Source organism: Burkholderia metallica, assembly GCF_902832845.1.
GTDB classification, from domain to species: Bacteria; Pseudomonadota; Gammaproteobacteria; order Burkholderiales; family Burkholderiaceae; genus Burkholderia; species Burkholderia metallica.
Map to the genome: position 1 here is coordinate 1 of NZ_CADFDB010000001.1, position 13472 is coordinate 13472.

Consider the following 13472-nt stretch of genomic DNA (forward strand, 5'->3'; position numbering starts at 1 on the left):
CTTGCCGATTCCGCGTTTCTTCAGCGCATTCGCGAAACGCGACACACGCGCGAGGAGATCCGCATAGGTGACGCGCGTGACGGTGCCGTCGTCGGCTTCGAAAATCACCGCGACGCGCTCGCCGTTGCCGGCTTCGACGTGACGGTCGAGGCAGTTGTACGACGCATTCAGCTCGCCGTCGTCGAACCACTTGTAGAACGGCGCGTTCGACTCGTCGAGCACCTTCGTGAACGGCTTGTGCCACGCGAGGCCCTCGCGCGCGAGGCGCGCCCAGAAGCCTTCGTAATCGTTCTCGGCCTCGGCGGCGAGCGCACGATAGGCCGGCATGCCGGAAATGGTCGCCGCCTGTTCGAGCGCCGCGGGCGGCGCGAACTGACGGGTTTCGTGAAGAACCGATTCGATCTTGGACAAGCGTGTCTCCATGCGTTCATGTGATTCCTGACTGCGCTCGGGAAAACGCAACATGCGTGCCAGTCGCCCGATTGGTTCAGCGATGCGGCGAAAGCCGCGACAGCCGGGCGCATGACGTTCGATCCAGTCCGACGGGAGCGTCCCGGGCGGTCGCGCGATACGGCGCGGCGTTCATAAATGCAGCAGGATATGTTGCAGTCCTGAGCAGATGGCGGCGAAGCCGGGGCCGGAAGCAGAAAGACGGTCGGCCGCGTCAGGCGAGTAGCGACCGCAGCGCCGGCGCGTGCCTGAATTGCCGGATGCGCTCCAGCGCCGCCACCTCGAGTTGGCGAACGCGTTCGGCCGACAGGTTCAGTTGGCGGCCGATCTCGCGCAGCGAATACTCGCTTTCGACATCGATACCGTATCTCAGGCGAAGAATCCAGGCTTCGCGCGCCGGCAGGCTGTCGATCAGCGACGCAACCGCCTCACGCAGCTGGCCGGCACTCGCGGCTTCCTCCGGGGTCGGCGCATCGGGATCGATCGTGACGTCGCATAACGTAAGGTCGCGATCGGGCGAAACCGGCATGTCGGCGGAGATCGGCTCACGCACGATACCCATCAGCTCGCGCACCTTGTCGACGGGCAGCCGCATCTGCGTGGCGAGCGCCCGCGCGTCGGCGACGTCGCCGGTTCGTTGCCGGTGGATTCGTGCGAGCCGTGACAGCTTGTTCAGCGAATCGACCGTATGCGCGGGCACGCGTATCGTGCGTCCCAGATCGGCGAGCGCGTGCGTGATCGCCTGCCGGATCCACCAGGTTGCGTACGTCGAGAATTTGAAGCCGCGCCGAGGGTCGTAGCGATCGACGGCTTTCATCAGGCCGATATTGCCTTCCTGGATCAGATCGGGGAACGGCAGGCCGCGATCGGCATACCGTTTGGCGACCGACACGACGAGCCGCAGATTGCTCTGGAACAGCTTCGTTCTCGCAGGTTGCATCGCATGTTCGATACGCGACACCCGTGCGTCGAGCGCGATCGCGATGTCGAGCGGCAGCGGCGACTGGGCGGCTGCGCGAGCGAGCGCGCTGCGCGCTTCGATCAGCGCAGGCGCATGGCGAGCGAGTGCGGCGCTGCATTCGGGATGTGCGGCGCCGCATGCGTGCAACCACGCGCGTACGTCGTCGCATCGCGTGAAGAGGTCGTGGCGTGCGGGTTCGGTACGTATCCCCGAACGGGCGAGCACGTCGACGAGTCGTTTTTCGAACTTGCGAGCCCGAGTCGCGCGCTCGCCGTTCGCATGTCCGATACGTTCGATCGCGCGCGACGTGAACCGGATCCTGCCGGTCAACGCCGCGGCCTCGCGCAGCAGCGCCCGGTAACCGGCCGACGCGAAACCGTCGGCGTGCAACGCGCGGTGCATCGCCGCGGCCAGCTCGCCGGCACGTTCGAGCGCGTCGACGACCGTATCGCGCCACGCCGGGCTGTCGAGCGGCAGGCCGCCGGCGTCGTCCGGTGCCGAGGATTCCATGGTCGAATCGTCGGGTAGCGTCGGCGGCGCGCCCGCGGACGATTCGGCATTGCCCATCAACCCCGTCACGTAAACCGACGAAGCCACCTTGCCGGCGCGGATGTCGTCCGCGATCGCCGCGATGGCGGCGAGCGCGGCCGGGTCGCGGCTCAAGGCATCGACGCATGCCGCGCGACCGCTTTCCAGACGAAGCGCGAGTGCGATCTCTTCGTCGCGTTCGAGCAGCGGTGTGGCGCTCATTTCCCGCAGATAGAGCCGGACCGGGTCGCGGGTCCGGCCCGCGAGCAGATCGTCGGCCGCGAGCGGCGATGCGGCATGGGCGAGCGGCGACGTGACGTCCGACGCTTGCGCGAAATGCCCGTCGAGCGTCCATGCGGTGCGCGCGCCGGCATCCTCGCGCACCTCGATGCCAAGCTCGCGCAGCATCGACGCGGCCGCATCGAAATCCGCGCCTTCGGCTGCATCGTCGGGCAGCGCATCGGCGATGTCGCCGTGCGTGACGTACCCGCGGTCGATGCTCAGCGCGATCAACGCATGCAGGTGTTCCGCGCGTACGGCATCCGCGTCGCGGGGCGGGCCGCCGTTGCCCTCGCGAGCGGGCCCGGCATCAAGCGAGCTTGGCATAGACGTTGCACCAGCCTTCGGCGGCCACCGCCTTGCCCGCGAACATCGGGCATGTGCCGACGGATTCCCCGGCTGCGGCCTTGTAGAAGCGGCAGTTCGAACACGTCTGGCCGGCCTGATACTTCGGAAACTTGCCTGTATCGACAGTCGTTGCCTTGGCGCGGTAGCCGAGCGTCTTCGCTGCCGCGTCGTTTTCGTCGACGGGCGGCGCGGCGGCGAACGCGCGGGTGCCGGCTGCGAGTGCGGCGCACAGGCCGGCAGCCTGCGCGAAGAAGATTCTGCGATTGCGGGAAATCATGGGGTCATCCTGAACGAAGTGAAAGAAAAAGCCCGGCCCGCGCGCCGGGCGTGCGTCCCGGCGCGGCGGTCTGCCGAAGCGAAAGCGGGCGGGAAGGTTACTTGCGCGGCCCGGCGATGAGCGGCGCCTTCGATGCGTTGGCGATATCGGCGGTCAGCTTGCCCTTCGACGCGTCGTAGCCGTTCGAGTACAGCAGGAACGCCATCAGGTCTTCGTATTCCTGTGCCGTCATCTTGCCGGGGCGATCGGCCGGCATGTTGCTCGACATGTACAGGAAGATGCCGCCCACCGTGATATGCGACTTGCCCTCGGGAGCGAACGCCTCGCCGCTCAGCGCGGGAGCCGTATTGCCCTCGAGCTGGTCGCCGTGGCATTTCGCGCAGGCGTCGGCGTAGAGCTTCCTGCCGTGCTGCACCTGGGTCTCGTCGAACGACGGGATGCCGCTGCCTTCGCCGGTCGACACCTTGATGAAGCCGGTCCCTGCCGGCCGCTGCGTGGACGCGATCGCGCCGTCGAGAAACCTGCCGGGCGTCCGTGCGGCGGCCGCTTGCGCGACGGACTCGGGAAGCGTCCATCCGCGCGTGAGCGACGCGAGGCGGCCGTCGCCGCTCATCGTCGTCAGCGCGGCGTCGATGCGCTGTTGCAGCGCGACCTTGCCCGGCCCGAATGCGAACGACAGTTGCCAGTCGGAGTACGGCGACGAGGTTGCCGCGACCCGGAAGTGCAATGGCCGGTGTGCGTGCTCGTATGCGACGACGCTCGGATACCAGACGATCGCGCGCTGTGCGCGACCGGCGGCGAGCGCGCCGATCGTTTTCTCGCTGGTGTTTTCGAGGTCGAAGCGGGCATTCGCCTGCTGCGCGGCGATCAGTTGCGACGGGCTACCGTACGTGGCGGCGATCGTTTCCTTCGCACCGGACGGCGCCTGCGCATCACGCAGCGACACGCTGACGTAGCCGGAGCGCAGGTAGCCCTGCGAGAACGTCATCTTCGATCCCGACGCATCGGCGATGGCCGAGCGCGGGAAGCCGGCGATCACGTCGCAATCGCGTTCGAGCGATTTCGTCAGCTCGCCGGCGGAGATGCCGTCGTCGTCGCCGTTGTCGTCGACGCCGCGCTTGTTGAAGGTTGCAGCGATGCCCGCGGTGCGGAACACTTCGCGTGCGACGGATCGGTCGAGTGCCGTGGTCGGGCTGCCGGGCAGCGTGCAGATGCGCACGCCGGCCGCCGCGGCTGTCGGTGTCATCGCCACGCCCACGGCGAGCAGACTGGCGACGGTAACGGAAGTGAGACGAGTATTCATGGTCGTGTGTCCGGTTGAAGCGGGTGGGCGTCGCGCCCGCATCGGGCGCATGCGGGCGCGACTCGGGCCTGGCGTGCGTTCAGTCGAGCGCGAACACGTAGAGCGTGCCGCCGCGCGGAACGTCCTTCGCGATGTCGGCCATCGGGCCGCCCCAGATCGGGTTCGCGCCGCCATAGCCGGCAAGCACGGCGACATACTCCTTGCCGTCGACCTCGTACACGGACGGCTGCGAAATGATGCCGCTCGCCAGTTGCGGGCTTTCCCAGAGCACCTTGCCGGTCGTCGTGTCGAACGCGTACAGGTGGCCGTCGAGCGAACCGCTGAACGCGAGGCCGCTCGCGGTGGTCGCGACGCCGCCGTTCCACGGCTTCTTCGACCAGTGGCTCCACAGCTTCTTGCCGGTGTTCACGTCGATGGCCGTCAGCTCGCCGTAGCCTTCGCTGCCCGGTTCGGGCTTGATCTCGAAGCCTTCGCCGAGATACGGCAGGCCTTCCATGTAGCTGACCGACTTGCCGGTCAGGCTCATGCACGCATGTAACGCGGGCACGACCGCGATGTTGCGTTCCTGGTCGTACGAGATCGACCACCAGTTCTTGCCGCCGAGGAAGCTCGGGCACGTTTCGATCGTCGTGCCGGCCTTCGGGAACTTCGATTCGTCCTGGATCGGCTTGCCTTCGGCCGTGTAGCCGGTGACCGACAACGCCTTCACGAACGGGGTCGCGTAGATCAGCTTGCCGGTGGTGCGGTCGATCGCATGGAAGAAGCCGTTGCGGTCCGCGTGAATGATCGCGTCGTAGTCCTTGCCCTTGTACTTGATGTCGGCAAGGACGGCCGCGTTCACGCCGTCGTAGTCCCACGTGTCGTTGTTGGTGTACTGGTAGTGCCACTTCAGGTTGCCGTTCTTCGCATCGAGCGCGAGCAGCGAGTCGGAATACAGGTTGTCGCCGGGGCGCAGCGCCGCGAGCCACGGGCCGGGGTTGCCGACACCCCAGTACAGCGTGCGGGACGCGGCGTCGTACGTGCCGGTGAGCCACGCGGCGCCGCCGCCATGGCTCTGCATGCCGTCGGGCCACGTTTCGGCGCCTTTTTCGCCGGCAGCGGGGATCGTGTAGCGTTTCCAGACCTGTGAGCCGTCCTCTGGATTCAGCGCGGTGATGTACCCGCGAATTCCGTATTCGCCGCCGGACGTGCCGACGACGATCGCGCCGTCGATCGCGAGCGGTGCGAGCGAGAACGCGTAGCCGAGGCCCGGCTCGAACATCTGCTTCTTCCACACGAGATTGCCGGTCTGCGCGTCGAGCGCCGCGATTTCGCCGCTCAGCATCGCGATGTAGACGTTCTTGCCGTACAGCGCGACGCCGCGGTTGACGACGTCGCAGCATGCGGTCTTGAACGATGCCGGACCGAGCTTCGGCTCGTACTTCCACAGCTGCCTGCCGGTCTTCGCGTCGAACGCATAGACGTTGTCCTTCGGCGTCGTCACGAACAGATAGTTGCCGTTGACGATCGGCGTGGCCTCGAAGCCTTGCTTCAGGTCGGCGGGGAACTTGTACGCCCACACCTGCTTGAGATCCTTCGCGTTCGACGTGTCGATCTGCTTGAGCGGCGAGTGCGAGCGGCCGTCGTAGGTGCGGTAGTAGGTGAGCCAGCCGGGATCGCCATGCGCATCGGTCAGGCGCTGGTAGGTCACGGCCGGATAGTCCGCGGCCGCTTCGACGAGGCCGGGGTTCAGCGCGACGGCGGCCGCCACCGCGATTCCGATCGTCGCCAGCCGGCTCGCTGAAGCCGAGAATTTCTTCATGGTTGTCTCCTGGGTCATTGTGGTCGCACCGCCGCGCACGTTTCGTCGCGCCGGCACGGTTGGGTTCCGGGCCGAGTGCACTGCCTGTTACGCAAATCGCATGCCATTGCGGCGCGAGCGCGGTGTGGCGCGGCATACCGGGGCATCGCAGGCGATGTGTCGATGGACGACGCGCGCCATGGCGCTCGCGAAGGTGTTGCATTCGGATACACCGCCGCGCACGAAGTGTTGCCAAACATGACAGGTGGCGCAGGACGCAGCACGGTGGGCGGTCGCCGTCGCCGGTGCATGCCGTTCGAATGCGGTGCGCGGTGCCGTGCGTGCCGCATGCGCTCGCCGCGCTGGCACGGTTTTCGCACGCCAGCATCGCGACAACCCGTCGCGCGCGGTACCTCGTACCGGGTGGGCGGAATACAAATAGGGAGACGACGGAAATGATCAGGAGACCAAAGGCAGGCGGACGACACGGCGCGATGCGAAGCGACCGGCGTGCGCAATGCGTCGGCACGACCCTCGGGGCGCTCGCGCTGTTCGGCATGTCGCCCGGTGGGGCGCACGCGCAGCAGCAGGCGGACGGCGCCGCCCTCGCGCCGCACGAGTCGACCGTCATGCTGCCTGCGGTGGTCGTCGTCGGCACGACGCCGCTGCTCGGGATCGGCACGCCGCTGTCGAAGGTGCCGGCGAACGTGCAGACGGTGCGCGCGGCGGAACTCGACGTGCAGCACCGCGCGACGCTCGCCGATTTCTTTGCCGCGAACCTGCAGAGCGTGACGATTTCGGACGCGCAGGGCAACGCGTACCAGACGGACGTCAACTATCGCGGCTTCACCGCGTCGCCGCTGCTCGGCACGCCGCAGGGATTGTCGGTGTTCGTCGACGGCGTGCGCGTGAACGAGCCGTTCGGCGACGTCGTGAACTGGGACATCCTGCCGATGCAGGCGATCGATCGCGTGCAGCTGATTCCGGGCTCCAACCCGGTATACGGGCGCAATACGCTCGGCGGCGCGCTCGCGATCACGACGAAGAACGGCAAGTCGAATCCGGGCGGCGAAGCGGAGGTGTCGGGCGGCGCGTGGGGTCGCAAGACCGCGGGCATCGAGCAGGGCGGGACGATTGGCTCGAACCTCGACTACTACGCGACCGCGAACGTCGCGAACGACGGCGGCTGGGCGGACCATAATGCGAGTCGCGTGCGGCAGGCGTTCGGCAAACTGCGCTACACCGATGCGGACACGACGCTGTCGATCGCCGCAGGCGGCGCGGACAACACGCTGTCCGGCACCCAGACGATCCCGCGCTCGTTCCTCGACAACCCGAGGCAGGCGTACACGTATCCCGACCGGAACCGCAACATCGCCGGATACCTGACGCTGTCCGGCGACCGTTTTTTCGGCGAGCAGGTCGAGTTGAGCGGCAATGCGTACTACCGGCACCTGCGTAACACCAACACCAGCAGCAACAACAATACGGACTACGGATCGGCGGACGATGACGGAGCAGTTGACACGCTGCAAGGCAGCAATGCACGATCGACGGTCGTTACCGACAGCTACGGCGGCAGCGTGCAACTCACGCTGCTCGGCAAGCTCGGCGGGATGGCGAACCGGTTCGTCGCGGGCGTTTCGGCGGATGTCGCGAACTCGAGCTACGTCGCGTCGTCGCAGGACGCGTATTTCACCGATGCGCGCGCGGCAATCGGCCTCGGCGATTTCGTCCAGCAGACCAGTGCGAAGACGCGCAATGCGAATTTCGGCGTATACATGAGCGACGCACTGTCGCTGACGCCGCACTGGACGCTGACCCTGTCGGGCCGCTACGACTGGTCGAAAGCGCAGGTCGGCGACGAGAGCGGCATGCAGCCGCTGCTCGACGGCAACCATGTGTTCTCGCGCCTGAACCCGGCGGTCGGGCTCAACTGGAACCCGATCGCGGGTATCACCGCGTATGCGGCCTACAACGAAGGCATGCGTTCGCCGACCGCGATCGAACTCGCCTGCGCGGATCCCTCCGCCCCGTGTTCGCTGCCGAACGACTTTATCGCCGACCCGGCGCTCAGGCCGGTGATTTCGAAGACGTTCGAAGCCGGCGTGCGTGGCCGCATCGGCGCCGCGACGACCTGGAGCGCCGCGGCCTATCGCACGACGTTGACCGACGATATCCAGTTCATCAGCAGCCCGGCGAGCGCGCAGGGCTATTTCCGCAACGTCGGCGATACGCGGCGGCAGGGCATCGAGCTCGCAGGCCATACGCGGCTCGGCCTGCTCGGCGTCGGGCTGTCGTACAGCTACGTCGATGCGACTTACCGATCGTCGTGGACCGAACACAGCCCGGCGAATTCGGCGGCGGACGCAAGCGGCAACGTGACGGTCAAGCCGGGCGATCGCATTCCCGGTATTCCCGCGCATACGATCAAGCTGCGGCTCGACTATGCGGCAACGCCGGCGTGGGACATCGGCACGAATCTCACGTGGCGCGGCGGCGTCTACGCGCGCGGCGACGAGAACAACGCGGACGTCAACGGCAGGCTCGCGGGGTACGTGCTGGTCGACCTCGACATGCGCTACCGGATCACGAAGCGGTTCGAGGTGTTCGCGAGCGTGACGAACCTGCTCGACAAGCGCTACGCGAGCTTCGGCGCGCTTGGCCAGAATTTCTTCAACGGGCCGAACCACACGTTCAACGGCGCCAATCCGGTAAACGAACAGTTCGTCGGGCCGGGCGCGCCGCGCGGCGCATGGATCGGCGTGCGCTATGCGTGGGATTGAGCGCGGCGCGGTGGCGCGGGTCGTCGCGCCGCGATGCAGCCCGCGCGGGGGGCGTCACGGGAACGGCGCCGTCGCGAACATCGCACGCACGGCGTGTGCGACGCTGCGCGCCAACGCGGGATCGCTTGCCAGATGTCCTGCCTTCACGCGCTCGATAACGACGTCGGGTGCGGCCCGCGCGAGGCGGTCGACGTTGTCGATCGGGCAGACGGGATCGTGCATCCCGTGCGCGGCGAACAGTGGCACCCCGGCCTGCACGGCCCGACGCGCGAGCGCGAGCACGCGGCGCTCGCCGAGCCAGCAATCGCGCTGCAGGTAGTGCGCCTGGATCCGGTATTTGTCGATCAGCAGGGCGGCGGTCTTGCCCGAGCGGACCGCACGCACCGGCGAGCGCCGTGTGCGTGACGATGCGAGGAGGGCGTTTTCGTACGCGTGCCATGCGAGCGCCACCGCGCGCTGTCGGCCCGTGCTCGCGCCGCGGCGCAACCGCTGCGCGCAGCGCGCCAGCAGGCGCTCCGGCGGCCCGCCGCCGGCTGCCGCATGCAGGCGCCGCCATTCGCGGGGCGCACGCGTGCGGGAGGTCATGAACAGCCCGCGGATTTCGCGTGGCGACGTCAGGAACAGGCCGCGCAGTACGACACCGGTCACCCGCTCCGGATGCGTGCCCGCATACGCGAGCGCGAGCGCGGCGCCCCACGAGCCTCCTACGACGCCCCAGCGCGCAATGCCGAGCCGCTCGCGCACCGCCTCCAGATCGGCGATCAGCTGCGCGGTGCGGTTGTGACGCGTGCCGCCGCGCGGTGCCGACGCGCCCGCGCCGCGCTGGTCGACGAGCACGACACGCACGCGCGCGAGGTCGAACACTCGCAGGATGCCGGTCTGGCTGCCGCTGCCGGGCCCGCCGTGCAGCACGACGACCGGATGGCCCTGCGCGGCGCCGGCCGTTGCGAAGGCGATCGATTGCGCGTCACGACGCATGCGCCGGCGGGCAGGCGTTGCTCGCGACGTCGGTGTGTCGGGCGGGACCCGCAGCGCGGGCGACGGCGTGGAGGGAATCGGGCGACGCATCATGGCGATAGGGTTCTGGCGGAATCGGGAGGCGTGAACGTTGACGGCCGTGCAGCCTGATCTGTGTCAAAGCCAGAAACGCGCCAGCCGCGAAGATCGGGATTCGCACGGGTAGTCACGCGCCGGGAAATCGCGGTATCACCGGGGCCATGCTGTCGCGCGACAGTGTCAGGACGACTTTATTACGTCGTGCTTTCGGTTCGTGCCGCGGAGCCGGCGTGGCCCGATGCTTGCTTGCAACCAGGGCAAAGAGCCCGGCAATTGACCGGAACGATTCCCCGGAGGAGACGATGCGCGAAGACGTAGAGCAGGCGGCCGGGTCACCGGCCGCGCATCCCGCTGGCTGGCCCGCGCCGTCGATCCAGAAGGCCCACGAGCGCTCGGAGACGTTCGGCCTGCAGGTAACGGCACGTCCCGACTACGATGTGCTGTCGAACTCGGCGCTGGTGCTGAAGCGCGAGCAGAGCCGGGTGCTGTGCGTGCACGCGATGCCGGTGATGGAGACGTTGCACGAGCAGATCGTCAACACGCAGAGCATGATCGTGCTGACCGATGCGGAAGGGCTGATCCTGCATTCGATCGGCGACGACGACTTCCTGCGCCGCGCGGAGAAGGTTGCGCTGCGCCCGGGCGCGAACTGGGCGGAGAACCGGCAGGGCACCAACGCGATCGGCACGGCGCTGGCCGAGCTGTGCCCGATGGTCGTCCACGGCGACCAGCATTTCCTGGCCGCGAACCGCTTCCTGACCTGTTCGAGCGTGCCGATCCTCGATCCGTATGGCGATGCGATCGGCGTGCTCGACGTGACAGGCGACCACCGTGGCTATCACCAGCACACGATGGCGCTCGCGAAGATGTCGGTCCAGATGATCGAGAATCATCTGTTTACGACGACCTTTCAGGAAACGCTGCAGGTGTCGTTTCATGGGCGCCCCGAATTCCTCGGCACGCTGATGGAAGGGATCGTCGCTTTCACCGCCGACGGTCGCTTCCTGTCGGCCAATCGCAGCGCTCAGTTCCAGCTCGGCATGCCGCTCGCTGCGCTGCGCGCGCACACGCTGTCGTCCCTGTTCGACGTCACGAGTGCGCAACTGATCGACCGTATGCGCGCGAACACGGACCGGCACCTGACGCTCAATCTGGGCAACGGCGCGGTGGTCTGCGCGCGCGTGCACTTTCGCCGCGTGACGCTCGCCGAAGGCAGCCGGCCGACGGACGTGCACGACGCGGCGCAGGCCGCGCGCGCGAACGCGGCGCCCGCTCCGGCGGCGGCCAAGTCGGCCTGCCTGTCGCGGCTCAATTATCTCGACACCGGCGATGCGCAGGTCGCCAGCGTGATCGCGAAGGTGCGCAAGGTGATCGGCAAGGACATCCCGATCCTGATCACCGGCGAGACCGGCACCGGCAAGGAGCTGCTCGCGCAGGCGATCCACAACGACTCGCCGCGGCGCGATGCACCGTTTGTCGCGGTCAACTGCGCGTCGATTCCGGAGACGCTGATCGAGTCCGAGCTGTTCGGCTACGAGGAGGGCGCGTTCACCGGCGCGCGCCGCAAGGGGGCGGTCGGCAAGCTGCTGCAGGCGAATGGCGGCACGCTGTTTCTCGACGAGATCGGCGACATGCCGTATCCGCTGCAGGTGCGGCTGCTGCGCGTGCTGCAGGAGCGCCTCGTCAACCCGCTCGGGTCGACGAAGACGATCGCGGTGGACATCGCGATCATCTGCGCAACGCACCGCGATTTGCGCGACATGATCGCGCAGAACCGTTTTCGCGAGGATCTCTACTACCGGTTGAACGGCCTCGTGGTGCGCCTGCCGCCGTTGCGCGACCGCACGGATCTCGAGGTCGTCGTGCAGAAGATGCTGCAACGGGAAGCGTTCGCGAGCCCGGGCCGGCCGCCGCTGTCGGTCGCCCCGGACGTGATGGCGCTGTTCGAGCGCTGTGCGTGGCCGGGCAACTTCCGCCAGCTCGGCAACCTGCTGCGCACGGCGGCCGCGATGGTCGACGACGATGGAGAAATCCGGCGCGAGCATCTGCCCGACGACTTCTTCGACGACCTGCGACGCGACGATGCGCCGGCCGTGTCCGATCCGGCCGCCGCGGCGAGTGCCGGACCCGGCGTCGCGGACGCGTTCCCGCCTGCCGACGCGCGGCTGCAGGACGTGGCCGCGTCGGCGATCGCCGCGGCGCTGGCCCGTCACGGCGGCAACGTCTCCGCCGCGGCGCGCGCGCTCGGCGTATCGCGCAACACGATCTACCGGAAGATGCCGACGGTCGACCCGGAGCGCCACCCGTCGGACGAAAGCTGACACGCGGGCCACGCGGTATCGGCCGTCGCGCGGCGCGCGACCTGTCACAACCGGTGTGTCAAGTTGCAACACCGGTGTTCAACGTTTCAACACCTGTCACCCCCGGACGCCGCGCGCGGTCGGGGCGGCGGACTGCATTCGCGCGAATCGTGTCGGCTGTTCGTAAGGTCGGCGGCCCGATGCCCGGATGATGGCCGCAGGCCGCCGCCTGGCCGCGAAAGTGCGACATCGGCACGCTCCTTGCTGATGAGGAACCGACCGCATGATTGCCGCGGTTGTTCGACTCACCCAGCAACGCATCAACTCAACAGGAGACACACCATGCAGTGGACGACACCGTCATACACCGACCTGCGCTTCGGCTTCGAAATCACGATGTACATCGCCAACCGCTGATCGCCGTGCGTGCCGCCCGTTTCGCCGTGGTCGGCGCGGGCGGCCTCGGGAGCTGACGCCCATGAAGATCAAGATACTCGGCTCGGGAGCCGGCGGCGGGCTGCCGCAATGGAACTGCAATTGTGCGAACTGCCGCCGTGCGCGCAGTGGAAGCGGCCACGTGTTGTCGCGCACGCAGTCGTCGATCGCGGTCAGCGACGACGGCATCGACTGGGTCCTCGTCAACGCGTCGCCCGACATTCTTGCCCAGTTGCGCGCCGATCCGGACCTGCAGCCGGCGCGCGCGATCCGCGACAGCGGCATCGCGGCCGTCGTGCTGTGCGACGCGCAGATCGATCACGTGACGGGCCTGCTGATGCTGCGCGAGCGATCGGCGCCGTTGCCGCTCTACGCGAGTGCGCCGGTGCTCGACGATCTGTCGACCGGCTTGCCGCTCGTGCCGCTGCTCGGCCATTACTGCGGCGTCGCCGCTCATACGATCACCCCCGGCGAGGCGTTTTCGGTGCCGGCGGCGAGCGGGATTCGTTTCACCGCGATTGTCGTCGACAGCAAGCCGCCGCCTTATTCGCCGCGGCGCGCGTCGGCCGCACCCGGCGACAATATCGCACTGTCGATCGAAGACGTCGCGAGCGGGCGGCGCGCGTTCTATGCGCCGGGGCTCGCGGCGGTCACCGACGACGTGCGTGCTGCGATGGACGGCGCCGATCTCGTGCTGGTGGACGGCACGTTCTGGACCGGGACCGAGATGATCGATCTCGGCTTGTCGGCCAAGCACGCGGCCGACATGGGGCACCTCGCGCAGTGCGCGGAACACGGGCGGCCCGGCATGATCGACTGGCTCGATACGCTGCCCGCGCAGACGCGCAAGGTGCTCACGCACATCAACAACACGAACCCGATTCTCGATCCGCATTCCGTCGAGCACGCGCACCTGCGCGCGCATGGCATCGACGTCGCTCACGACGGCATGCAATTCCAGGTCTGACG

10 protein-coding genes are annotated in these 13472 nt (G+C 67.8%); 4 read left to right on the forward strand and 6 right to left on the reverse strand.

Annotation, left to right across the window (positions count from 1 at the left end):
• The 5 genes from HWX08_RS00005 to HWX08_RS00025 all read right to left on the reverse strand — a co-directional run.
• Positions 1-411: acetyl-coenzyme A synthetase N-terminal domain-containing protein (locus HWX08_RS00005; RefSeq protein ID WP_279610491.1), on the reverse strand; the 411-nt coding region annotated here is incomplete at its 3' end.
• Positions 412-664: 253 nt separating this feature from the next.
• Positions 665-2545, reverse strand: coding sequence for a sigma-70 family RNA polymerase sigma factor (locus HWX08_RS00010; RefSeq protein WP_174920940.1), 1881 nt, complete (start codon positions 2543-2545; stop codon positions 665-667).
• A complete protein-coding gene (locus HWX08_RS00015) occupies positions 2529-2843 on the reverse strand; it encodes a high-potential iron-sulfur protein (protein ID WP_069260646.1) in 315 nt (104 codons plus the stop codon). The genes HWX08_RS00010 and HWX08_RS00015 overlap by 17 nt, the downstream gene beginning before the upstream one ends.
• Positions 2844-2940: 97 nt before the next feature.
• Positions 2941-4146 (reverse strand): c-type cytochrome, encoded by a 1206-nt coding sequence (locus tag HWX08_RS00020; protein WP_069260645.1) that lies wholly within the window; start codon positions 4144-4146, stop codon positions 2941-2943.
• A gap of 79 nt (positions 4147-4225) precedes the next feature.
• Positions 4226-5947, reverse strand: coding sequence for a methanol/ethanol family PQQ-dependent dehydrogenase (locus HWX08_RS00025; RefSeq protein ID WP_174920939.1), 1722 nt, complete (start codon positions 5945-5947; stop codon positions 4226-4228).
• Between the two features lie 434 nt (positions 5948-6381).
• On the opposite strand from HWX08_RS00025, the gene HWX08_RS00030 reads away from it, so the two are divergent.
• On the forward strand, positions 6382-8712 hold the full coding sequence (locus HWX08_RS00030; RefSeq protein WP_174920938.1) for a TonB-dependent receptor: 2331 nt from the start codon (positions 6382-6384) through the stop codon (positions 8710-8712).
• 54 nt (positions 8713-8766) lie between these two features.
• On the opposite strand, the gene HWX08_RS00035 is transcribed toward HWX08_RS00030, so the two are convergent.
• Positions 8767-9783 carry an alpha/beta fold hydrolase gene (locus HWX08_RS00035; RefSeq protein ID WP_174920937.1) on the reverse strand — a complete coding sequence of 339 codons (1017 nt, stop codon included), beginning with the start codon at positions 9781-9783 and terminating at the stop codon, positions 8767-8769.
• A 287-nt stretch (positions 9784-10070) separates the two neighbouring features.
• Here HWX08_RS00035 and HWX08_RS00040 point away from each other — a divergent pair, with 287 nt between their 5' ends.
• The 3 genes from HWX08_RS00040 to pqqB all read left to right on the forward strand — a co-directional run bounded on the left by HWX08_RS00040 (position 10071) and on the right by pqqB (position 13470).
• The gene (locus HWX08_RS00040) at positions 10071-12089 is read left to right on the forward strand and encodes a sigma-54-dependent Fis family transcriptional regulator (RefSeq protein ID WP_174920948.1); all 2019 of its coding nucleotides are present in this window, start codon (positions 10071-10073) and stop codon (positions 12087-12089) included.
• Between the two features lie 321 nt (positions 12090-12410).
• Entirely contained in the window at positions 12411-12485 is a 75-nt protein-coding gene (gene pqqA / locus HWX08_RS00045; protein WP_006485436.1) for a pyrroloquinoline quinone precursor peptide PqqA, read from the forward strand.
• Positions 12486-12546: 61 nt separating this feature from the next.
• A complete protein-coding gene (gene pqqB, locus HWX08_RS00050) occupies positions 12547-13470 on the forward strand; it encodes a pyrroloquinoline quinone biosynthesis protein PqqB (RefSeq protein WP_174920936.1) in 924 nt (307 codons plus the stop codon).
• The last annotated feature ends 2 nt before the right edge of the window (positions 13471-13472 follow it).